General features: G+C 73.4%; 20 protein-coding genes. 10 read left to right on the top strand and 10 right to left on the bottom strand.

Annotation, left to right across the window (positions count from 1 at the left end; all coding sequences use genetic code 11):
- Window positions 1-21 precede the first annotated feature (21 nt).
- From ACFY0X_RS24920 to ACFY0X_RS24905, 4 genes are all read right to left on the bottom strand, one after another.
- Window positions 22-903 (bottom strand): alkaline phosphatase family protein, encoded by an 882-nt coding sequence (locus ACFY0X_RS24920; protein WP_387757650.1) that lies wholly within the window; start codon window positions 901-903, stop codon window positions 22-24.
- Between the two features lie 294 nt (window positions 904-1,197).
- Window positions 1,198-1,575, bottom strand: coding sequence for an ADP-ribosylation/crystallin J1 (locus tag ACFY0X_RS24915; protein WP_387757648.1), 378 nt, complete (start codon window positions 1,573-1,575; stop codon window positions 1,198-1,200).
- Window positions 1,576-1,651: 76 nt separating this feature from the next.
- Complete coding sequence (locus ACFY0X_RS24910; protein ID WP_387757646.1) at window positions 1,652-2,839, bottom strand: acyl-CoA dehydrogenase family protein; 1,188 nt, start codon at window positions 2,837-2,839, stop codon at window positions 1,652-1,654.
- A gap of 437 nt (window positions 2,840-3,276) precedes the next feature.
- Window positions 3,277-5,250, bottom strand: coding sequence for a cholesterol oxidase substrate-binding domain-containing protein (locus ACFY0X_RS24905; RefSeq protein WP_387757645.1), 1,974 nt, complete (start codon window positions 5,248-5,250; stop codon window positions 3,277-3,279).
- 343 nt (window positions 5,251-5,593) lie between these two features.
- Here ACFY0X_RS24905 and ACFY0X_RS24900 point away from each other — a divergent pair, with 343 nt between their 5' ends.
- Both ACFY0X_RS24900 and ACFY0X_RS24895 read left to right on the top strand, forming a co-directional pair.
- A complete protein-coding gene (locus ACFY0X_RS24900) occupies window positions 5,594-6,325 on the top strand; it encodes a carbon-nitrogen hydrolase family protein (protein WP_387757644.1) in 732 nt (243 codons plus the stop codon).
- 219 nt (window positions 6,326-6,544) lie between these two features.
- Window positions 6,545-7,951, top strand: coding sequence for a class II fumarate hydratase (locus tag ACFY0X_RS24895; RefSeq protein ID WP_387757643.1), 1,407 nt, complete (start codon window positions 6,545-6,547; stop codon window positions 7,949-7,951).
- Window positions 7,952-8,094: 143 nt separating this feature from the next.
- Here ACFY0X_RS24895 and ACFY0X_RS24890 read toward each other — a convergent pair whose 3' ends face one another.
- A complete protein-coding gene (locus ACFY0X_RS24890) occupies window positions 8,095-8,568 on the bottom strand; it encodes an SPW repeat protein (protein ID WP_387757642.1) in 474 nt (157 codons plus the stop codon).
- Between the two features lie 185 nt (window positions 8,569-8,753).
- Between ACFY0X_RS24890 and ACFY0X_RS24885 the strand changes: the two genes are divergently transcribed.
- Together ACFY0X_RS24885 and ACFY0X_RS24880 are read left to right on the top strand one after the other, a co-directional pair.
- Window positions 8,754-9,308 carry a PadR family transcriptional regulator gene (locus ACFY0X_RS24885; RefSeq protein WP_387757641.1) on the top strand — a complete coding sequence of 185 codons (555 nt, stop codon included), beginning with the start codon at window positions 8,754-8,756 and terminating at the stop codon, window positions 9,306-9,308.
- 89 nt (window positions 9,309-9,397) lie between these two features.
- Window positions 9,398-11,113 (top strand): acyl-CoA dehydrogenase family protein, encoded by a 1,716-nt coding sequence (locus tag ACFY0X_RS24880; protein ID WP_387757639.1) that lies wholly within the window; start codon window positions 9,398-9,400, stop codon window positions 11,111-11,113.
- Window positions 11,114-11,219: 106 nt separating this feature from the next.
- Here ACFY0X_RS24880 and ACFY0X_RS24875 read toward each other — a convergent pair whose 3' ends face one another.
- The 4 genes from ACFY0X_RS24875 to ACFY0X_RS24860 all read right to left on the bottom strand — a co-directional run bounded on the left by ACFY0X_RS24875 (window position 11,220) and on the right by ACFY0X_RS24860 (window position 13,792).
- Entirely contained in the window at window positions 11,220-11,930 is a 711-nt protein-coding gene (locus tag ACFY0X_RS24875) for a response regulator (protein ID WP_387757638.1), read from the bottom strand.
- A gap of 362 nt (window positions 11,931-12,292) precedes the next feature.
- A complete protein-coding gene (locus ACFY0X_RS24870; RefSeq protein WP_387757637.1) occupies window positions 12,293-12,958 on the bottom strand; it encodes a hypothetical protein in 666 nt (221 codons plus the stop codon).
- A gap of 34 nt (window positions 12,959-12,992) precedes the next feature.
- The gene (locus ACFY0X_RS24865; RefSeq protein WP_387757635.1) at window positions 12,993-13,403 is read right to left on the bottom strand and encodes a hypothetical protein; all 411 of its coding nucleotides are present in this window, start codon (window positions 13,401-13,403) and stop codon (window positions 12,993-12,995) included.
- Window positions 13,400-13,792: a hypothetical protein gene (locus ACFY0X_RS24860; protein WP_387757633.1), complete on the bottom strand. Its 393-nt coding sequence runs from the start codon at window positions 13,790-13,792 to the stop codon at window positions 13,400-13,402. Before ACFY0X_RS24860 ends, ACFY0X_RS24865 begins: the two co-directional genes overlap by 4 nt.
- A 278-nt stretch (window positions 13,793-14,070) precedes the next feature.
- Here ACFY0X_RS24860 and ACFY0X_RS24855 point away from each other — a divergent pair, with 278 nt between their 5' ends.
- The 5 genes from ACFY0X_RS24855 (at window position 14,071) to fahA (ending at window position 20,412) form a co-directional block, all read left to right on the top strand.
- Window positions 14,071-15,432 (top strand): phosphoribosyltransferase family protein, encoded by a 1,362-nt coding sequence (locus tag ACFY0X_RS24855; protein ID WP_387757632.1) that lies wholly within the window; start codon window positions 14,071-14,073, stop codon window positions 15,430-15,432.
- 230 nt (window positions 15,433-15,662) lie between these two features.
- Window positions 15,663-16,877 carry a 4-hydroxyphenylpyruvate dioxygenase gene (hppD, locus tag ACFY0X_RS24850; RefSeq protein ID WP_387757631.1) on the top strand — a complete coding sequence of 405 codons (1,215 nt, stop codon included), beginning with the start codon at window positions 15,663-15,665 and terminating at the stop codon, window positions 16,875-16,877.
- 117 nt (window positions 16,878-16,994) lie between these two features.
- Complete coding sequence (locus tag ACFY0X_RS24845; protein WP_387757630.1) at window positions 16,995-18,197, top strand: homogentisate 1,2-dioxygenase; 1,203 nt, start codon at window positions 16,995-16,997, stop codon at window positions 18,195-18,197.
- The gene (locus ACFY0X_RS24840) at window positions 18,194-19,195 is read left to right on the top strand and encodes a hypothetical protein (RefSeq protein ID WP_387757629.1); all 1,002 of its coding nucleotides are present in this window, start codon (window positions 18,194-18,196) and stop codon (window positions 19,193-19,195) included. Before ACFY0X_RS24845 ends, ACFY0X_RS24840 begins: the two co-directional genes overlap by 4 nt.
- Window positions 19,192-20,412, top strand: coding sequence for a fumarylacetoacetase (fahA, locus tag ACFY0X_RS24835; RefSeq protein ID WP_387757627.1), 1,221 nt, complete (start codon window positions 19,192-19,194; stop codon window positions 20,410-20,412). Before ACFY0X_RS24840 ends, fahA begins: the two co-directional genes overlap by 4 nt.
- 159 nt (window positions 20,413-20,571) lie before the next feature.
- Here the strand turns inward: fahA and ACFY0X_RS24830 are convergent, their stop codons facing one another.
- Window positions 20,572-21,345, bottom strand: a complete 774-nt coding sequence (locus ACFY0X_RS24830; RefSeq protein ID WP_387757625.1) for an SDR family oxidoreductase — start codon at window positions 21,343-21,345, stop codon at window positions 20,572-20,574.
- Between the two features lie 101 nt (window positions 21,346-21,446).
- On the opposite strand from ACFY0X_RS24830, the gene ACFY0X_RS24825 reads away from it, so the two are divergent.
- Window positions 21,447-22,100, top strand: coding sequence for a TetR/AcrR family transcriptional regulator (locus tag ACFY0X_RS24825; RefSeq protein ID WP_387757624.1), 654 nt, complete (start codon window positions 21,447-21,449; stop codon window positions 22,098-22,100).
- The last annotated feature ends 110 nt before the right edge of the window (window positions 22,101-22,210 follow it).

Raw genomic sequence — 22,210 nt, 5'->3', positions numbered from 1 at the left:
CCCCGGGCCCGACCACCCGTGCTACCGGACCGCCACCGGTACCGGCCGGGCGACCGGGAACGGGCGGCCGTCGAGGGTCCAGTGCGGGTCGATCGGGCGCAGCAGCGAGGCGTACACCTGGGCGGCGACGTCCGGGTGGCGGATCTCGCCGGTGGGCGGGCCGGCCGGAATGCCGTGCCCGGCGCAGGCGACCCAGGCCGTCCGCTCCTCGACCGTACGGCCGCCGTGGCCGCCGGCGTCCACGTGCCCGTGGTCGGTGACGACGATGACCGTCCACTGCTCCTCGGCGTGGGTCGCCCGGCCGCGGACGGCGTCGAGGAGGCGGCCGAGGCGCTCGTCGGCGGTGCGCATGGACGCGCGGTACTCCTCGCCGCAGCCCCGGAAGTGGGCGGTCTCGTCGACGGCGCCCAGGTAGACGAAGGAGGCCTCGGGGTCGGCGGTGCCGAGGACGTGGACGGCCTCCCGGGTGACCTCCTCGTCCACGTCCTCCCAGGCCTCCGGGGTGTCCTCGGCGGGGGCGACGTAGGAGAGCCGGCCGGGGGCGCGGAACAGCGGGCCGCCGGACTCGTTGATCATCAGCGGGTCCCAGCCGGCCGCGACGAAGGTGCGGCGGCGGTCGCCCCGGGCGAGCCGGGTGGCGAAGTCGGGGAAGACGTCGAGTCGGTTGCCGCCCAGGTGGTTGCCCCAGACCCCGTGCTTGGCGGGCTCGACCCCGGTCACGATGGTGGCCCAGCACGGCCCGGACATGGTGGGCGTGGTGTCCGCGACGGTGACCGGCACCAGGAACCCGGCCTCGGCGACCTCCCGCAGCCTCGGCATCGGCACCTGCGCCAGGTAGTCGTGGCGGACACCGTCGATCCCGACGACGAGCACGCGCGGGCGGGGCCACTGGGCAGCGGACATGGCGGGGGGTTCCTTTCGGTCGTGCACATCCGGCCGCGCCCGCCGAGGGCGCCGCCGACCGCGCCACTCTTCACCGGCCGCCGTACCGGTCGGCGTCCCGGCACCGAACGCCGGGTGTCCACGAGGTGTCGGAAGGGCGCCGGGGAGCCGTCGGGAGGTGGTCCCCGGCCGCCCCGTCCGGGACGCGCCGTCCGTCACTGCTACGGGCCGCTCAGGGTGGTGAGCCCCTCAGGGCTGTGGGGCCGCTCAAGGCACGGATCGTTCAGGGCACGGATCGTTCAGGGCACGGGTCGCTCAGCTCTGCGGCCGGAACTCGTGGACGATCTCGATGCGGCCGACGATGTGCCGGTTGAACTCGGCCAACTCCTCGGCCGGCACCCAGAGTTCGAGGATCGTCCGGCCACCTGCCCGCTGAACGGGGTAGCGGGCGAGGAACGCGGCGTCGACCTCGAAGCGGGTGACGTAGCCGACGCCGGAGGCGGGCACGTTCCAGTCCCGGGCGATCCGGATCGCGTAGTCCTCGTTGAGGACGGGGTAGAAGATCGGCTGCTCGGGCAGTCGGGGCGGCCAGGCGCGCCAGTCGGCGGCCTCGACCAGGGCCAGCTCCTCGGGGCCGGTGGGGCGCCAGAGGGTGGTGGTCGGGGGCGGCGTCGGGCCGGAACGGCTGGTCATGGCAGGGACGGTAGCCGGGCCGCGGCGGGCCCGGCCACCGGATTTCCCGGGCCGGATCGGGGTGGACGGCCGCCCGTCAGCGGTAGGCGGACTCGCCGGTGATGGCCTCGCCGAGGACCAGGGTGTGGATCTCGCTGGTGCCCTCGTAGGTGAGCACCGACTCCAGGTTGTTGGCGTGCCGCAGCACCGGGTACTCGGTGGTGATGCCGTTGGCCCCGAGGACGGTCCGGGCGCTGCGGGCGATCTCCAGCGCGGTACGGACGTTGTTGAGCTTGCCGAAGCTGACGTGCGGCGGGCGGGCCGCGCCCTGCTCCTTGAGCCGACCGATCCGCAGGGCGACCAGGTACGCCTTCTCGACCTCCAGCATCATCTCGACCAGCTTCTGCTGGGTCAGCTGGAAGCCCGCGATCGGGCGGTCGAACTGGATCCGGCTCTTGGCGTACTCCAGGGCGGAGGTGTAGCAGTCGCGGGCGGCGCCGACGGTGCCCCAGAGGATGCCGTAGCGCGCCTCGTTGAGGGAGGAGAGCGGTCCGCGCAGGCCGACCACCCCGGGCAGCACGGCATCGGCGGGCAGCACCACCTCGTCGAAGGCCAGCTCACTGGTGACCGAGGCACGCAGCGAGAGCTTGCCGTGCACGTCGGTTGCGGTCAGGCCGCGGGTGCCGCGCTCGACCAGGAAGCCGCGCACGCCCTCCTCGGTCTGCGCCCAGACCACGGCGACGTCCGCGATGCTGCCGTTGGTGATCCACATCTTGCTGCCGGACAGCACCCAGTCGCCGCCCTCGTCACCCTTCCGCACCGCCCGGGTGCGCATGTTGGCCGGGTCCGAGCCGAAGTCCGGCTCGGTGAGGCCGAAGCAGCCGATCAGCTCGCCGGCGGCCATGCCGGGCAGCCAGCGCTGCTTCTGCTCCTCGGAGCCGAAGGCGTGGATCGAGCGCATCACCAGCGAGCCCTGGACGGAGACGAAGCTGCGCAGCCCGGAGTCGGCCGCCTCCAGCTCCATGCAGGCCACCCCGTACGCCACCGCGTCGGCGCCCGCGCAGCCGTAGCCGTCGAGGTGCATCCCGAGCACGCCCAGGGCGCCGAGTTCGGGGGCGAGTTCGCGGGCCGGGAAGACCCCTCGCTCGAACCACTCGCCGATGTGCGGGCGGATGCGCTCCTCGGTGAACCGGCGCACGGTGTCGCGGATCAGCCGCTCCTCGTCGGAGAGCAGGTCGCCGACGGCGAGCAGGTCGGACGGGTCGATCCGGTTCGGCTTCGTCATTGAAGCTCCTTGTACTCTCGGCGGAATACCGGCGAGTATTCCGCACCCGGCCGAGTGGTGGGCGGGCGCGAACGCGTGAGGATGGCGACACGTGCGGCAGCGCGTGCGGCCGACGAGGACGCCGGCGTGGAAGCGGGCCGGGCGGAGACCGCTGACGGCAGACCGGCGAACAAGTGACGGCCGACAGATGACAGCCGACCGCTGACGGATAACAGATGACAGCTGACAGATTTCAAACTCTGTCAGCTGTCACCCCGCTCCGCTGAGCCGCAGCAGCGCCGTCATCGCCGCACCCGCGACGACCACCGCCGGGAACGGCGCCCGGTGCCCCATTCCGAGCGCGCCGGCTACGCCGCCACCGTGCACTCGCCCTGCCCGCCCAACGCCCGACGCACTCGCCCGGCTCACCGCCAGGCAGCGCCGGTGCCGCGCTCCGGCTACTTCAACAGCCCGTCCAGGAACGGGTTTCCGAACACCCGGTACGGGTCGTGGCGGTCCAGGACGGCGACCGCCTCGTCCCAGCCGGGCCCGCCGCCGGCCCGCAGGCTGTCGGGGATGACCCGCCCGAGGAGGTCGGGGTCGGACCAGGCGGCGTCATCGGTGTACGCCCAGCCCTTGGACCACTCGACCCGCAGGCCGGCCCGGGTGCCGTCGAAGGTGCGCAGCAGCCACTGCTCCAACTCCCGGGCGAAGCGCTCCAGTCCGGGGGTGCCGGGGAAGGCGAGGACGTCCAGCCAGACCGCCGTGTCCCACTCGGGGCGGTCGGCGCGCGGGCGCAGCGCGGACAGCAGCGGCGGCCGGGCGCCGGGCACGCCGGAGGAGGCCGGGTCGTCCAGCCCGGTGGCCCGGATCTCCACCGCGCCGTTCACCGGGAACTCGCCCCTGGCCTGGTAGGTGGCGAGCAACTCCCGGTAGTAGGCCGCGAATTCGCTGACCACCCACTGGAGGTCGGCACGCCTGGTGAGGATCGCGTAGCCATTGGCGGTGACCCGCAGGGTGGTCGGCCGGACGTACTGGAGCAGGGTGCGCGAGGGGCCCCAGAGGTCGGACCGCAGGCCACCGGCGAGCAGGTGGGTGAGGACCTCGCCGCTGAGCAGCCGGCGCAGCAGGGCGCCGGAGAGCAGGACCTCCGTGATGTCGCCGGTCAGTCCCACCTTCGCGACCAGGTACTGGAGTTGGCCGAACAGCGGGGCCGACGCCCAGGCGCCGGTGACGATCTCACCGGCGAGTCGCGCGACCGGTTCCGGCAGGTTGTCCGAGAAGGGGTAGTTGTAGGGGTCGTCGACGGACAGCGAGGCGAGCGGCTTGTCCGGGGTGACGCTCCAGGTCTTGAGCCAGGGGTACTCGGTGTAGGCGAACCAGATCGCCTCGACCCGGCCGTCGCGTTCCACGAAGTCGGCGAAGGTGCGCGGGCCTGCCCCGCCACCGCCCAGGACGCCGCCCAGCACTCCCCCGAGCACCCCGCCCAGCACCCCGCCGAGCCCGCCGTCGCCGCCCGTCCCCGCGCCGGAGCCCGGGCGGGCGAAGAGTTCGCCCGCCGGGATGTCGAGCCGGCTGACGCAGCGCAGCGGCCGGTCGGCGCCGGCCCGCAGCACCACCTCGGTGAGGAAGGCGCGGCCCAGGTGCACCAGGAAGGCGGCGCTGTCGGCCTCGGAGCGCTCGAAGGTGCGCAGCGTGTAGCGGCCGGTGGCGGGGTCGAGGACGACGGCGGTGAGCCGGACGACCTGGTTGCTGACCGAGCCGTAGCCGTGGCCCTCCGGCCGCACCTCCCCGGCGGCCGGCAGCGCGGTGCCGTGGCCGCCGATGGCGAGCACGCCGCCGACGGTGATCTCGCCGGGGGCGGGGCAGGCGGTCAGGCCGAGACCGCGGTCGGCCAGGTGGGCGAGCAGGGCCTCCATGGTGGCGCCCGTCTGCACCCGGACGGTGTCGGGCGAGTCGGCGCTGATCGCGGTGAGGTGCCGGCTGGTGTCCACCAGCAGGACCCGGGCGCTCTCCGGGGTCCCGGCGGCGACGGTGAGCGGCGCCCAGGTGTGCCGGTAGCCGGAGGCGCGCAGCCGCCAGCCGTTGGCGTGCGCCCAGTCGGCGAGGGCCGGGACCTCCTCGGGGGTGCGCGGCGCGCAGGTCCACAGCTGGTCGGTGCGGATCTCGCCGGACCAGTTCTGGAAGACCCGCTGGTAGAGCTCGGTGCCGGCGGGCAGCCCGGGCGGGACGGGCGTGGCGGCCTCGGCGCTGTCCGGGCCGATGGTGCCGCGCAGCAGCCAGGCCGCACCGCCGAGTGCCGCCGACGCGCCCAGCAGCCGCCGGCGGGTGAGGCCGCCACCGGCACCCCGCCCCGCGCCCTGCCGAGCGTCCGCCGGAGCCGTCGAGGGGGTGTTCGCCGGGGCGTCCACCCGGGCGTTCGTCGGGACCATCCCCTCCGCTGCGGCCCCGTCACCCGTTCCGCCCATCGGACCGTGTCCTGCGGTCATCCGTCCGTCCGCCCCTCGCGCTGGTTCCCCCCGGGCCGAGCTGCGGCGATCCGGGTCCGGCCGGAGTCCGCCCGGCCCGGTCTGGAGCGTACGAAGGGGCGCACGGCAGTTTGAAGCGCCCGCCGGGGATCTCACTCCTTCGAGTGAGATCGACCCGATCGGCGCCCGGAGCCCCGCCCGTCTGGCCCGTACCCCGCCCGAAGGCTGTTGCCCACGTCCTCGGCGGGCGCATAGGTTGATCATCGACACCCCACCTCACGCCACCCCCACCGCCGGAGGCTCCGCCGTGTCCTCGACCGCGTCGCTGACCGTCGCCGCCGCCCAGCCTCGCTGCGCGGCCGCCCACCGTCCGGACACCGTGTCCGAGAACGTCGCCCTGCACGCCGCGGCGGTCCGGGAGGCGGGCACCCGGCTGGTGGTGTTCCCCGAGCTGTCGCTGACCGGCTACGACCTGGCCGCACCGGCCGTCGACCCGGCGGACGCCCGCCTCGCCCCCCTGGTGGCCGCCTGCGCCGAGGCCGGTGCCGTCGCCCTGGTCGGGGCGCCGGTCGCCGAGACCGACGGTCGCGAGTCCATCGCCACGCTGGCGGTCACCGGGGACGGCGCCCGGGTCGTCTACCGGAAGATGCGCCTGCACGGCGCCGAGGTCGAACGCTTCGCCCCCGGTGAGAAGCCCGCGGTCCTCGAGCTGGACGGCCTGCGGCTCGGCCTGGCGGTCTGCGCGGACGCCGCCGATCCGGCGCACGCCGCGGAGACCGCCGCGCTCGGCATCGACGCCTACGTCGCCTCCACCCTCTACGGGCCCGGCGCCGCCCAGGCCGAACGCCGGGACGGCCACTTCCGCGACCGGGCCGCCGCCCACGGGGTGTGGTGCGTGCTCTCGACCTCCGCCGGGGCAACCGGCGAGTACCCGGACAGCTCGGGCGGTTCCGGCGTCTGGGCCCCGGGCGGCGACCTCGTGGTCCAGGCCGGCACCGCCCCGGGCGAACTGGTCCGCGTCGAGCTGCCCGGGCGGTAGGCACCCGGGGCGGTGGCTGCCCGGCCGGAAGGCGCCCGGCCGGAAGGCACCCGGCCGATAGGCGCCCGGCCTGCACCCGGTTCACCCGGGCCGGAGGCCGGGCCGTCCCGGCCGGAAACCGGATCACCCCTACCGGAAATACCCGGGCCCCCTCCGCGGCTGTGGTGATCGGAGATCCGTTCCGGGCCGGTCCGGCCCGTACAGGAGGTGCAGCGCGCGATGGGTGGCCAGCAGGAACAGCCGCAGGAGTACCGGATCGAGCACGACTCGATGGGCGAGGTCCGGGTGCCGGCCGACGCGAAGTGGCAGGCGCAGACGCAGCGGGCGGTGGAGAACTTCCCGGTGTCCGGCCAGCGGCTGGAGCGGGCGCACATCGCCGCGCTGGCCCGGATCAAGGCCGCCGCGGCCCGGGTGAACGCCCGGCTCGGGGTGCTGGAGGAGGAGACGGCGCAGGCGATCGCGGCGGCGGCCGAGGAGGTCGCGGAGGGGCACTGGGACGACCAGTTCCCGGTGGACGTGTTCCAGACCGGTTCGGGCACCTCGTCCAACATGAACACCAACGAGGTGATCGCCACCCTGGCCGCCGAGCGGCTGGGCCGACCCGTCCACCCGAACGACCACGTCAACGCCAGTCAGTCGTCCAACGACGTCTTCCCGTCCTCGATCCACATCGCCGCCACCGCCGCCGTCACCCACGACCTGGTCCCGGCGCTGGAGCACCTCGCGGAGGCGCTGGAGCGCAAGGCCGCCGAGTTCGCCCGGGTCGTCAAGTCGGGCCGGACACACCTGATGGACGCCACGCCCGTCACGCTCGGCCAGGAGTTCGGCGGCTACGCGGCGCAGGTGCGGCACGGGCGGGAGCGGCTGCTGGCCACCCTCCCGCGGGTGGCCGAACTGCCGCTCGGCGGCACGGCGGTGGGCACCGGCATCAACACCCCGCCCGGGTTTCCGGCGGCCGTCATCGCGGAGGTCGCCCGCGCCACCGACCTGCCGTTGACCGAGGCCAGGAACCACTTCGAGGCGCAGGGGGCGCGGGACGCCCTGGTCGAGCTGAGCGGTCAACTGCGCACGGTCGCGGTCGGGTTCACGAAGATCGCGAACGACCTGCGGTGGATGGGGTCCGGCCCGCGCACCGGGCTCGGAGAGATCAACCTGCCGGATCTCCAGCCCGGTTCGTCGATCATGCCGGGCAAGGTGAACCCGGTGCTGCCCGAGGTGGTGCTGATGGTGGCCGCCCAGGTGGTGGGCAACGACGCGACGGTGACGCTGGCGGGCGCGAGCGGCAACTTCGAGCTGAACGTGATGCTCCCGGTGATCGCCCGCAACGTGCTGGAGTCGGTGCGGCTGCTCGCCAACAGCGCCCGGCTGCTGGCCGACCGGACGGTCGACGGCATCACCGCCAACGTCGAACGGGCGCGGGAGTACGCGGAGTCCTCGCCCTCTGTGGTGACCCCGCTGAACCGCTACATCGGGTACGAGGAGGCCGCCAAGGTCGCCAAGCAGGCGCTGGCCGAGCGCAAGACGATCCGTCAGGTGGTGCTGGAGCGCGGCTACCTCGAGCAGGGCCTGCTCACCGAGGAACAGTTGGACGAGGCCCTCGACGTGCTGCGGATGACGCACCCGTGAACCGCTGGCGCACCCCTGAGCGGATGACGGCACCCCTCGGCAGATGACGGCACCCCCGGGCGGATGGCGCCCCCTGCCGGGGCGTGCGCCGGGGCGCGGCGGGCGACAGGCCCTCCGCGCCCCGGCTCGGGCTGCGGGGAAGATCAGCCCTTGGCGCGGCCGGCCCGGCCGCGCCGCATCGACGCTCCGTTCGACGTCATGGTCGCCATCGAGATCGCCGCCAGGCCGAGCAGGAACATCACGGCACCCGCGATGACGCAGGTCACGATGTTCTTGCCGACCGCGACGGACCCGGAGACGGCCCATGGGGAGATGATCGTCCAGACACCGAGCGCGGCGGCCGCCCAGGCCCGCGCGTGGGTGCGTTCGTAGGCCGATCCGTAGCCGGCCATCAGGGCCGTGTAGGCCAGACCCACGATCAGGCAGGTCACGGTCAGGGTGCTGAACGCGGTGAAGCCGACGATCCACGGCGATGCCGCCAGGAAGAGGCCGGCCAGGACTGCCAGGGCTTCGATTCCCTGGGCGCGGGGGGTCGAGGTGACCCTCTCGTAACGTTCGCGCAGTTCGACGATGTCCGGATGGTGCTCCATGCCCGTCGTCGGGATATGGGTTGCCACCGATACCACCTCCTGTGGTCCGAACCGGTAAGGCGCTTGCCCCGTACCCATTCTGGCGCTTATCTAACGCTTTGCACCTGTTGACCGAGAATGACCGATAACCATCCGATCACGCCGGTGACCTGCGTCTCAACCCCTCGGGTCGCCATTGCCTATGCAACTCGTTGCATAGCAGGATGCGGGCCATGGCACTGGAGCACGCGATCCTCGTCTCGCTGCTGGAGCAGCCCGGCTCCGGCTACGAGCTCGCCCGGCGGTTCGACCGCTCGATCGGACGCTTCTGGACCGCCACCCACCAGCAGATCTACCGGGTGCTGCGGCGGATGGAGGCGGACGGCTGGGTGGCCGCGCAGGAGGTCCCCCAGGACGGGCGCCCGGACAAGAAGGTGTACTCGGCGGCCGAGGCCGGACGGGCCGCGCTGGCCGGCTGGCTGCGCGAACCGGTCGAGCCGGAGACCGTCCGGCACGAGCTCGCGGTCAAGATCCGGGCCGCCGCGTTCGACGACCCGGCCGCCCTGGTCTCCGAGGTCGAACGGCACCGCGAGAGCCATGCCGCCCTGCTCGCCCGCTACCTGCACGGCGAGCAGCGTGACTTCCCCGACGCCACCGCGCTCGACGCCCGGGAGCAGCTGCAGCACGTGGTGCTGCGCGGCGGCATCGAGTACGAGCGGATGACGCTCGCCTGGCTCGACGACGTGCTCGCCACCCTGCGCCGGCTCGCCGCCGACCGGCCCTCCTGACGGCCGCGCCCTGACCGGCCGCCCGGCCGTCCAGGCCGCACCGGCCGCCGCACCGCCCTCTCCGTACCCTCGACCCCGGGAGCCCCTCGATGCTCTTCAACCCGCGTAGCTACGACCCCGCACAGTTCGACGAGCCGACCCGCCGGCTGCTGCGCGCGACGGTGGACTGGTTCGAGTCCCGCGGCAAGAAGGCGCTGATCGACACCTACATCGACCGCAGCTGGTACGCCGACTTCCTGGACTTCGCCGCGAAGGAGGGCCTGTTCGCGGAGTTCCTGACCCCCGCCGCGGCCGACCCCGACAAGCGCTGGGACACCGCGCGGATCGCCGAGCTGAACGAGATCCTCGGCTTCTACGGCCTCGGCTACTGGTACACCTGGCAGGTCACCATCCTGGGCCTCGGCCCGGTCTGGCAGAGCGGCAACGAGGCCGTCCGCGCCCGCGCCGCCAAGCTCCTCGCGGAAGGCCACGTGATGGCCTTCGGCCTCTCCGAGCGCACCCACGGCGCCGACATCTACTCCACCGACATGATCCTCACCCCGGACGGCGAGGGCGGCTTCACCGCGACCGGCTCCAAGTACTACATCGGCAACGGAAACGTGGCCGGCCTGGTCTCGGTGTTCGGCCGCCGCTCGGACGTCGAGGGCCCGGAGGGCTATGTCTTCTTCGCCGCCGACAGCCGCCACGACGCGTACCACCTGGTCAAGAACGTGGTGAACGCGCAGATGTACGTCAGCGAGTTCCGCCTGGAGGACTACCCGGTGCGCGCCGAGGACGTGCTGCACACCGGTCAGGCCGCCTTCGACGCCGCGCTCAACACCGTCAACGTCGGCAAGTTCAACCTGTGCACCGCCTCGATCGGCATCTGCGAGCACGCGATGTACGAGGCCGTCACGCACGCCCACAACCGGATGCTGTACGGCAAGCGGGTCACCGACTTCCCGCACGTCAAGCGGGAGCTGACCGACGCCTACGTCCGCCTGGCGGCGATGAAGCTGTTCAGCGCGCGGGCCGTGGACTACTTCCGCACCGCCTCGCCCGAGGACCGCCGCTACCTGCTGTTCAACCCGATGACCAAGATGAAGGTCACCACCGAGGGCGAGAAGGTCATCGACCTGATGTGGGACGTCATCGCGGCCAAGGGCTTCGAGGCGGACACCTACTTCGACAAGGCCGCGAAGGACATCCGCGGCCTGCCGAAGCTGGAGGGCACCGTCCACGTCAACCTGGCGCTGATCCTCAAGTTCATGGGCAACTACCTGTTCGCCCCGGCCGACTACGCTCCGGTGCCGACCCGCCTGGACGCCACCGACGACGCCTTCCTGTTCCAGCAGGGCCCGGCCCGCGGCCTCGGCGCGATCCGCTTCCACGACTGGCGCACCGCCTACGACCGCCACGCCGGGCTGCCCAACGTCGCCCGCTTCCGCGAACAGGCCGACGGCTTCTGCGCGTTGCTTCTCCAGAACGCGCCGAGCAAGGAGCAGCAGGCGGACCTGGACTTCCTGCTGGAGATCGGCCAGCTGTTCGCGCTGATCGTCTACGGCCAGCTGGTGCTGGAGCAGGCCGAGTTGACCGGCCTGACCGCGTCCGAGCACGGCGGCGACGTGCTGGACCGGATCTTCGACGCGCTGGTCCGCGACTTCTCGGCGCACGCCACCGAGCTGCACGGCAAGGCCTCGGCCACCGAGGAGCAGGCCGCCTGGGCGCTGGCGAACGTCCGGCGCCCGGTCGCCGACGCGGCGCGGGACGCCCGGGTCTGGGCTCAGGTCGAGGCGCTCTCCGGCGCGTACGAGATGCGGCCGTAGGGCCCGGACGGCAAGACCCCGGGGGTGCCGGTCGGCGGGCCGGCACCCCCGGTTCACCTTCTCCGGACCGCCCCGGTCGTTCAACGCGCGGTTCCGGTGCGGCCGTTCAGCGCTCCGGGTTGGCCCGATCGTCGCCGAGGCCCATGTCGCGGGCCCGGGCGACCGCCTCGGCGCGGGTGGCGACGTGCAGCTTCTCGAAGATGTGGGTGATGTGGTTGCGGACGGTCTTCTCCGCAACCACCAGCTCCCGGGCGATCCGCCGGTTGTCCAGCCCGCGCGCGACCAGGTCCAGGACCTCGGCCTCCCGGGTGGTGAGTTCGGGGAAGAGCTGTCCCGCCTCGCGCATCTTCGCGCCGGCCAGCAGGGCGGTGATCCGTCCGGCCACCTCGCCGCCGAACACCGCGCCGCCCGCCGCGACCGTCCGCACCGCGTGCAGCACCTCCTCCCGCCCGGCGCCCTTGACCAGGTAGCCGCGCGCGCCCGCCTGGAGGGCGGCCAGCAGGTTGCCGTCGTCGTCCGACATGGTCAGCATCAGCACGGGTGGCGGCGCCTCCTGGGTCGCGAGCTGCCGGACGGCCTCCAGCCCGGAGCCGTCGGGCAGCGAGAGGTCCATGATCACCACGGTCGGGCGGTGCCGGGCGACCGCCTCCGGGACGTCGGCGACCCGCTCGGCCTCGGCGACCACCAGGACGCCCTCGGCGCTCTCCAGCGCTGCCTTGAGCCCCTCCCGGAAGAGCGGGTGGTCGTCGACGATCAGCACACGGACGGACGGGTTGCCGCCCGGGTACGCGGGTGCCACCGGCTGTTCTTCATCCACCCGGCCGACACTATCAGCGGCGATCCCGTGACTTTCCGTGACAGGCTCGCGGAGTCCTCAGCGTGTCGGGGCGGAGCGGACGGGGACGGGGCGGGGCAGGACGGAACGCGCGGCTCCGGGACGGTCGGGGCGGGATTCGCGACGGGTGCCCCACGCGCCCGGGACATCGGGCCTGCGGAGAGCTTCGGCCGGACCGGGCTGACCGCACAGCCGACAGGCACAGAGAACAGAGAACAGAGAACAGAGAACAGATGACAACCGACAGATGACAGATGTTGAAATCTGTCATCTGTCGGTTGTCATGGATGGGTTGTCGCGGGCCGAGCCCTACCGCTGACCGATCGAGGTCGCTCGCTCCGGCCTCAACTCTGCGGACCGGCGTGCCCCGAGGGCAGGGACCTGCTGTCCCACTCCGGCCCCAGAACCGCGCCGGGTGCGCCGACGCGACCCAGCACCGCGGTGACCGGTCCGCGCCGGCCGGCCCGGAGGCCGTACCGCTCCCCCGCCCGGACATAGACCAAGTCGCCTGCGAGCAGAGGCACTTCACCGAGCTCGCCGAGGAAGGCGGCGGCCCCGGAGAGGACCACCACGAAGGCGTCGGCAGCCCGGTCCGCGTACGGCCCGCAGACGCCGTCCTGGTCGAGCCGCACGGTGCCCACCTCCACCTGCCGCCAGCTCGCGGCGGGCGCGGAGTTCGACCGCTGGAGCGGGACGGCGGCCCGGAGCGGGGCGGGCCGGACGGTGAGCACGGTGGTCGGCGCGCCGCGGACGGCGGAGATCCGGCAGGAGGTGCCGGGCCGGTGGTGCATCGCCTCGCCCGGGGAGAGGATCCGACCGGCCGCGAACAGCCGGCCGGAGAGCACCACGGTCACCGACTCGACGGACTCGTAGGGGAGTTGTTCGACCTGGACGCCCGGCGGCAGCGCCTCGACGGTCAGTCCGGCGCGGATGGCCGGCCGCTGCTCCGGGTCGATCAGCCGCTGGAACGCGGGGGCGGTGCGGGGGACCGCGGCGGGGACGAGTATCAAGAGGGTCTCCTCTGACGAGGACTGGCGGGACCGGTCAGGGCCGGTCGCGTCGGACGGCGCGGCGTCGGGCCAGGGCGGCCCGGGTGCCGGCGCGGTGCCGGGGGACGGCGAGGGTCAGGCAGAGCAGTTCCGCGCCGAGCGGCCCGGCTTCGAGGTGCAGGGTGCGGCCGCGGCGGGCCAGCAGCAGGTCGCCTTCGGAGGCCAAGTGATCTGGCTCGTCGGACAGTTGACCGACGACGGCGGCACCGCGCAGCACGTGCAGCACGGTCTCGGCGTCGGGCCGGCCCGCGAGCACGTGGTGGGCGCCCGGGCTCAGCCGCAGGTGGTCGAAGGCCTCGCAGGCGCTGGCGAGCATCGGGCTCCGGGCGAGGGAGCGGATCCGTACGCGTTCGCCGTTCGGACCGATGACGACCATGGCCGCGCCGGTGTCGGTGGTGACGATCACCTGGGGTCACCTTCTTCGGGAGGAGCTTCGGACGGGTGTGCGAAGGAGGCGGGGACGGCGAGCAGGGCGTGGAAGTACTCCAGCCCGGCCGTCCCGGCGGTCAGGACGGTCCGCGAGCCGAGCGGCAGCACGACCGCGGTGCCCTCGACCAGCGGCAGGCCGGCGTCGGCGCGCTCCGGATGGTCCGGGTGCACGGCGTCCTCGGGCAGTTCGGCGAGCCCGGCGCCGGCCGTGACGTAGAGCGCGTGCTCGACGCCGTCGGCGGCCACTTCGGTGCTCCGGCCCGGCTCGAGTCGTTGCAGGCCGACACCGCGCAGCGGTCCGGCGAGCAGGCGGCCGGGGTCGACGGCGCCTCGGCGGCGCAGGTCGGTGATGACGGTGCCCGACATGACGGGCGCTCCTTCCGGTCGCGGGCGGGCTCTGCGGTCCGCCTCTGCGATCAACCGTGCGCCGCCCGTTGTCCCGGCCGCACGGGGGTGTCGTCCCGTCCGGATCCCGACCCGATCCCACCCCGGATCCCGCCCCGATCCCGGCCGGCTCCCGCCCACCGTCCCGGCCGGCCCGCGCCCACCCCGCGCAACCGGCCCGTCCCTGCCCGCGCCCGGCGGTCCTCCGCGACCGCCCAGACCCGACCGGAACGACGTACGGTGGAACCGGAGGCCGTGTCATGCACGTCACCGGAACCCACTTCACCCGCTTCGCCGACCGCACCGAGGCAGGCCGTCGACTGGCCGCCCGGCTCGGCCACCTGGCCGACCCCGACACCGTGGTCGTGGCGCTGCCGCGGGGCGGCGTACCGGTGGCCGCCGAGGTCGCCGCGGCGCTCGGCGCGCCACTGGACATCTGCGTGATCCGCAAGCTCGGCGTGCCCTACCAGCCCGAGCTCGGCATGGGGGCGATCGGCGAGGACGGCGTCCGGGTGCTGAACGACCAGGTCATCCGGTTCTCCTCGGTCACCGACGGGCAACTGGCCGAGGTGGAGCGGCTGGAGCGCGCCGAGCTGGCGCGCCGGGCCCGCCGCTACCGGGGCCGCCGGCCGCCCACCGACCTGCGCGGACGCACCGTGGTGGTGGTGGACGACGGCATCGCCACCGGCTCCACCGCCCGGGCGGCCTGCCAGATCGTCCGGGAGCGCGGCGCGGACCGGGTGGTGCTCGCGGTGCCGGTCGCGCCCACGGACTGGGTCGAGCGCCTCGGCGACGTCGCCGACGAGCTGGTCTGCGTCGACACGCCGTCCCCGTTCTACGCGATCGGCGAGTTCTACGCCGACTTCTCGCAGACCGAGGACGAGGAGGTGCTGCGGCTGCTGGCCGAGGCCCGCGACGACCCGCCCGCGGCCTCGGCCGGGGTGGACCGCGAGCTGCTGCTGCCCATCGCCGGGGTCCGCCTGGCGGGCCGGCTGACCGTCCCGGCCGGCGCGCGCGGGGTCGTCGTCTTCGCGCACGGCAGCGGCAGCGGCCGGCACAGCCCGCGCAACCGGCGGGTCGCCGAGTACCTGAACCGCACCGGGCTGGCCACGCTGTTGTTCGACCTGCTCACCGAGGCCGAGGAGGCCGACCGGCGGAACGTGTTCGACGTGGCGATGCTGGGCGGCCGGCTGACCGCCGCCGCCCGGCGGCTGGGCACGACGGAGGACGCCCCGGACACCGCCGTGCCCGAGACCCGGGGCCTGCCGCTCGGTCTGTTCGGCGCCAGCACCGGCGCCGCGGCCGCGCTGCACACCGCCGCGGAGCTGGGCTCCGCCGTGCGCGCCGTGGTCTCCCGGGGCGGCCGCCCGGACCTCGCCGCACCCGACACGGTGGCCCAGGTCCGCGCGCCGACGCTGCTCGTCGTCGGCTCCCTGGACCCCACCGTGCTGGACCTCAACCGGCGGGCCCGGAGCCGGCTGCGCTGCGAGACCGCGCTGACGGTGGTGCCGCACGCGAGCCACCTGTTCGAGGAGCCGGGGACGCTGGACCGGGTCTCCGAGCTGGCCTCGGACTGGTTCCTCCGCCACCTCCCGCGCCCCGTCGGCCCCGGAAGTGCGTGACCGTCCCATTGCACAGTCTTCGGGCATCACCTCCAATCGGCAGCACATTTTGCGCAGCCGACAGCGGGATTTTCTGATCAGCTTGTACACATTGAGCAGTCAGAATCCCACCTGTTGCCCAACCACCCCGACAGGAGCAAGCTCTCCGCAACCACACCGCCCACCCCGTTCGGTGCGGTCGCGATCCAGCGGATGCCTCGACGGCGAGGCCCGAAGTGGAGGAACGAGCGATGACCCCGCAGACCCACGCCCTTGAGTTGACCCCCGAGGAGCGCGAGGCCGGTCTTGACGCCGACCAGCTGCGCCGCCTCGTCGGCCTCGTCGAGCACGACGCGGCCGCCGACCCGTTCCCGGTGACGGCGCAGGACGCGGTCGTCTTCGTGGTCGGCAACGCCACCCAGACGGCGCAGTTCTACCAGGTCGTCTTCGGCATGGAGCTGGTCGCCTACTCCGGCCCGGAGACCGGCCGTCGGGACCGCAAGTCGTACGTGCTCCGCTCGGGTTCCTGCCGCTTCGTGATCAAGGGCGGCGTCCAGCCGGACAGCCCGCTGCTGGACCACCACCGCCGCCACGGCGACGGCGTCGTCGACCTCGCCCTGGAGGTCCCGGACGTCGACAAGTGCATCGAGCACGCCCGCGCGTCCGGCGCCACCGTGCTGGAGGAGCCGAACGACGTCTCGGACGAGAACGGCACCGTGCGCCGCGCGGCCATCGCCACCTACGGCGAGACCCGCCACACCCTGATCGACCGCTCCCGCTACCACGGCCCGTACCTGCCGGGCTACGTCGTCGCGGAGAGCCGGGTCACCCACCCGGAGGGCTCGCCCAAGCGCCTCTTCCAGGCCCTCGACCACGCCGTCGGCAACGTCGAGCTGGGCCGGATGGACGAGTGGGTGGCGTTCTACAACCGCGTCATGGGCTTCGTGAACATGGCCGAGTTCGTCGGCGACGACATCGCCACCGACTACTCCGCGCTGATGTCCAAGGTCGTCGCCAGCGGCAACCACCGGGTGAAGTTCCCGCTCAACGAGCCGGCCGTCGCCAAGAAGAAGTCCCAGATCGACGAGTACCTGGAGTTCTACACCGGCCCCGGCTGCCAGCACATGGCGCTGGCCACCAACGACATCCTCACCACCGTGGACGTGCTGCGGGCGCGCGGCGTGGAGTTCCTCGCCACCCCGGACGCCTACTACGACGACCCGGAGCTGCGCGAGCGGATCGGCAAGGTCCGGGTGCCGATCGAGGAGCTGAAGAAGCGCGGCATCCTGGTCGACCGCGACGAGGACGGCTACCTGCTGCAGATCTTCACCAAGCCGATCGGCGACCGCCCCACCGTCTTCTACGAGTTCATCGAGCGGCACGGTTCGCTCGGCTTCGGGAAGGGCAACTTCAAGGCGCTCTTCGAGTCCATCGAGCGCGAGCAGGACCGACGCGGCAACCTGTGAGCGTCGACGGGATCCGACGAGCGGGTGGCCGGCCAAGGGGTCACCGACGAGCGGGTCTCCGACGAGCTGGTCTCTGACCAGCGGATCTCTGCCAAACGGTCGAGGAGGACCACGGAGATGGCGTACTACCGGCAGCTGGGCAGCATCCCGCCCAAGCGGCACACCCAGCACCGCACTCCCGAAGGCGGGCTGTACTACGAGGAGTTGATGGGCGAGGAGGGGTTCTCCTCGGACTCCTCGCTGCTCTACCACCGGGGCATCCCCTCGGCGGTGGTCAACGCGGTGCCCTGGGAGCTGCCGGACCAGTCCACGGTGCCCAACCACCCGCTCCTCCCCCGCCACCTCAAGCTGCACGAGCTGTTCGCGGACCAGGACTGGAAGTCCGCGGACGTCGTCGGCAGCCGCCGGCTGGTCCTCGGCAACGGCGACGTGCGGATCTCGTACGTCGCCGCCGGGGCCCCGAGCGAGCTCTACCGCAACGGACTCGGCGACGAGTGCGTGTACGTGGAGTCCGGCTCCGGCACGGTCGAGACGGTCTTCGGCTCGATCGAGGTCGGGCAGGGCGACTACGTGATCGTCCCGCGCGCCACCACCCACCGCTGGGTGCCGGCCGGCGACGAGCCGCTGCGCGCGTACTGCATCGAGGCGAACAGCCACATCACCCCGGTCAAGCGCTACCTCTCCAAGTACGGGCAGCTGCTGGAGCACGCGCCGTACTGCGAACGGGACTTCCGCGGACCGGTCGGCCCGCTGGTCGTCGACGCCCCCGGGGACGTCGACGTGCTGGTCAAGCACCGCGGACCGAACGGCATCGCGGGCACCCGCTACACGGTGCCGCACCACCCCTTCGACGTGGTCGGCTGGGACGGCTGCCTGTACCCGTACGCCTTCAACATCAGCGACTTCGAGCCGATCACCGGCCGGATCCACCAGCCGCCGCCGGCCCACCAGGTGTTCGAGGGCAACGGCTTCGTGATCTGCAACTTCGTTCCGCGCAAGGTGGACTACCACCCGCTGGCGATCCCGGTGCCGTACTACCACGCCAACGTGGACAGCGACGAGGTCATGTTCTACTGCGGCGGCGACTACGCGGCCCGCAAGGGCTCCGGCATCGGCCAGGGCTCGATCTCGCTGCACCCCGGCGGGCACACCCACGGGCCGCAGCCTGGGGCGTACGAGCGCAGCATCGGCGCGGAGTTCTTCGACGAGCTGGCCGTCATGGTGGACACCTTCCGCCCGCTGGAACTCGGCGAGGGCGGGCGGGCCAGCGAGGACGGCGACTACGCCTGGACCTGGGCCGGTCGGGGGCCCGGGCGATGAGCGCACTGCCTACGGGGGGCTCGGTCCCGGGCGGGATTCCCGGTTCGGCCCCGGGCGCGATCCCCGAGCTGTTCCGCGGGCTGTTCGACGACGCGGCGGTGTTCCCCCCCGGGAACCTGCCGGTCGTCGAGGCGGTGCCCGCGCACCGTGTGCACCGCGCGGCCTGGTACGCCGAGGCGGTCGGCCCCTTCCTCTGCGGGGCGGGCCGGCTGGGCGAGCTGGCCGAGGCGGTCTCGAACTCCCCGGTGACTGCGGGCTCTTCCGCGGCCCCGGGTACCGCGGCGGTGGCGGCCGTCGCGACAACGGGGGACACGGCGGGGACGGACGGCACGGCGGCGGGCCACGGGCCGTTCAAGGTCGGGCTGGTGCTGCCGGGGGGCAGCGCCGAGCTCACCCCGGCGCTCGCCGCCGCCGCGCCGTTCGAGCTGGCCGGCGTCGAGCTGGCCGCCCGGGACGCCGCCGAGGCGGTGGCCGCGCTGGACCGGCTGCTGCCGCCCCATGTCCCGGCCGCCGTCGAACTGCCGCGCGAACTCCTGCGCGGGGACGCCCTGGACGCCGCCCTGGACGTGCTGGTGGACAGCCCGTACCGGGCGAAGTTCCGCACCGGCGGGCTGGTCGCCGAGGCCTTCCCGGCCGAGGACGAGCTGGCCGCCTTCCTCACCGGCTGCGCACGGCGCGGACTGCCGTACAAGTGCACGGCCGGTCTGCACAACGCCGTACGGCACACCGATCCGGAGACCGGATTCGAGCACCACGGCTTCCTGAACGTGCTGCTGGCCGCGCAGGAGACCGACCGGGCCGCCGCCGCCGCGGTGCTGGCGGAGCGCGACGGCGAGGTGCTGGCCAAGGCGGTTCGATCACTGACTGACCGTCAGGTCACGGTGATCCGGAACTCGTTCACCGCGTTCGGCACCTGTAGCATCGCCGAGCCCCTGGGCGACCTGGCCGCGCTCGGCCTGCTGTCGTCGCCCAGTCCACTGCACCAGGAGGACCGTTGACCACCCCCCCTAGCTGGCTCGCCAGCGCCCAGGACTCGCCGTTCGGCGTGCACAACCTGCCGTACGGCGTCTTCACCGCCGCCGACCAGCCCGGGCGGCGCCGGATCGGCGTGCGCGTCGGGGACTTCGTGCTGGACGCCGGGGCGGCCGCCCGCGCGGCCGGCTCGCCGTCGGCGCTGCTGGAGGCGGACTCGCTCAACCCGCTGATGGCGGCGGGGCGTCCGGTCTGGATTCAGGTGCGGGCGGACCTGACCACCTGGCTCACCGACGAGTCCTTCCGCGAGGCGCTGTCGCCGGCGCTGGTTCCGGCCGACGAGGTGGAGCTGCACCTGCCGTTCGAGGTGGCCGACTACGTCGACTTCTACGCCTCGGAGCACCACGCCACCAACCTGGGCCGGATCTTCCGCCCGGGCTCGGAGCCGCTCACCCCCAACTGGAAGCACCTGCCGATCGGTTACCACGGGCGGGCGGGCACGGTCGTGGTCTCCGGCACGCCGGTGGTGCGGCCGCACGGGCAGCGCAAGGCACCCACCGACGCCGCGCCGGGCTTCGGGCCGTCGCGCCGGCTGGACATCGAGGCCGAGGTCGGCTTCGTCGTCGGCGCGCCGTCGGAGCTGGGCCGGCCGGTCGTGCTGGACGACTTCCGCGAGCACGTGTTCGGCGTCTGCCTGCTCAACGACTGGTCGGCGCGCGACATCCAGGCCTGGGAGTACGTGCCGCTCGGCCCGTTCCTCGGCAAGTCCTTCGCGACCTCGGTCTCGCCGTGGATCGTTCCGCTGGACGCCCTGGAGCACGCCCGGGTCACGCCGCCGGAGCGCGACGTCGAGCCGCTGGCGTACCTGGACGACCGGGGCGGCGAGCCGTGGGGCCTGGACCTGGCGATGGAGGTCCGGCTGAACGGGCACCCGGTCTCCCGGCCGCCGTTCGCCACCATGTACTGGACGGCGCAGCAGCAACTGACCCACATGACCGTCAACGGCGCCTCGCTGCGCACCGGCGACCTGTTCGCCTCGGGAACGGTCAGCGGGCCGGAGCGGGACACCCGGGGTGCGCTGATCGAGCTGACCTGGAACGGCGAGGAGCCGCTGAAGCTCCCGGACGGGTCGACCCGGACGTTCCTGGAGGACGGCGACGAGGTGACCATCACCGCCACCGCGCCCGGGCCGGACGGCGCCGTGATCGGGTTCGGCGAGGTCACCGGGCGCGTGCGGGGCTGACGGCCGCGCGCCGAGGCCCAGGGGTAGAGGCCCGAGGAATCACGAGTGACCAGTAACAGATGGCGGACAACGGATGACAGCTGACAGATTTCATCATCTGTCAGCTGTCATCTGTTTGCCCACTCCTCTGCCCCGCCCCGTGGTGACACCCGCGTCCGGCTACAGCCCCGCCCCGCCCGTGGCGTCGACGACCCGCCCGGTCACCCAGCGGGCGTCGTCGGAGGCGAGGAAGGCGACGATGTCCGCGATGTCCTCCGGCTGCCCCACCCGGCCGAGCGCGGCGACCGACGCCGCGTACGCCTGCGCCTCCGCGTTGCCGCGCAGCCAGCCCGCGTTGACATCGGTGTCCACGATGCCGGGCGCGACCGAGTTCACCGTGATCCCGCGCGGGCCGAGCTGCTTGGCGAGGTTGAGGGTGAAGGTGTCCAGCGCCCCCTTGGTCGCGCTGTAGGCGATGATCTCGGGCATCGCCAGCCGGGCGGCGCCGCTGGAGACGTTGATGATCCGGCCGCCGTCCCGCAGCCGCTTCAGCCCGTGCTGCACCACGAAGAACGGCGCCCGGACGTTGACCGCGAACACCGCGTCGAAGTCCTCCTCGGTCAGCGACTCGAGATCCGAACTGCGCCCGATCCCGGCGTTGTTCACGATGATGTCCACCCCGCCGTCCGGAGCGTGCGCCCCGATCCCGGCGTCGAAGGCCGCCCAGAGCGCGGCGGCGTCACCGTGCCGGCCGAGTTCGGCCCGCAGCGCGAACGCCCGCCCGCCGTCGGCGCGGATGCCGGCCACCACCTCCTCGGCCGCCGCCCCGTCCCGGGCGTAGCCGACGGCGACGGTGGCACCGTCCCGCCCGAGCCGCCGGGCGATGGCCCGGCCGATCCCCCTGCTGCCGCCGGTGACCAGCGCCGTCTTGCCCCGAAGTCCGTACGCGCCCATGGCCGGGCCCCCTCCTGTTTGCACTCCGCGTCATTGTTGAACGATCGCTCAAGAAAGACGCTAGCACAGACTTCTTGAGCGAGTGCTCTAAAATTCGGCGCATGACAGAGGCGCAGAAGCCGACAGCGGCGTCCGGCAGCGGCGCCACCACCCCTGGGCCGGCCCCCCGACGCGGCCGCCCGCCGGCCTTCGACCGCGACGAGGCACTCGCCGCCGCCACCCGGCTCTTCTGGCAGCACGGCTACGAGGCCACCTCGATCACCGACCTCACCACCGCCATGGGCATCCGCCCCGGCAGCCTGTACGCGGCCTTCGGTGACAAGCGGTCGCTGTTCGACGAGGTGGTCCGCCAGTACGGCCGCTCCCCCGTCGGCGCGTTCGTGACCGTCGCACTGGCGGAGGAGCCCACCGCGTACGGCGCCTTCGCCCGCATCCTGCGCGAGGCCGCCGCCGTCTACCCCGACCCGTCCCACCCGGCCGGCTGCCTGGTGATCTCCGCCGCCACCCACGTCACCCCGCAGGACGCCGGCGTCCAGGCCCAGCTGCGCGAGCTGCGCAACGCGAACCTGCGGACCTTCGAGGCCCGGCTGTCCCAGGCCCGGCAGGACGGCGAACTGCCGCCCGAGGCCGATCCCAAGGCACTGGCCGGCTACCTCGGCACCGTCCTCCAGGGGATGTCCCAGCAGGCCCGGGACGGCGCCACCGCCGCCGACCTGGCCCGGACCGCCGAACTCGCCCTGCGCGCCTGGCCCTGAGCCGCGCCGGACTCCCCGCCCCCGGCCCGGTGATCACAACTGCCCACCCGCCCCGGTACGGTGGACCGCGGAAGCCGGCCGGGGCCGGGAGGAACGGCCCGGCCTGGAGG

The sequence above is a fragment of the Kitasatospora sp. NPDC001547 genome (assembly GCF_042894165.1).
Classification (GTDB): domain Bacteria; phylum Actinomycetota; class Actinomycetes; order Streptomycetales; family Streptomycetaceae; genus Kitasatospora.
The sequence above is the reverse complement of the archived record's forward strand: the minus strand, read 5'-3'. Positions and strand labels throughout refer to the sequence as shown.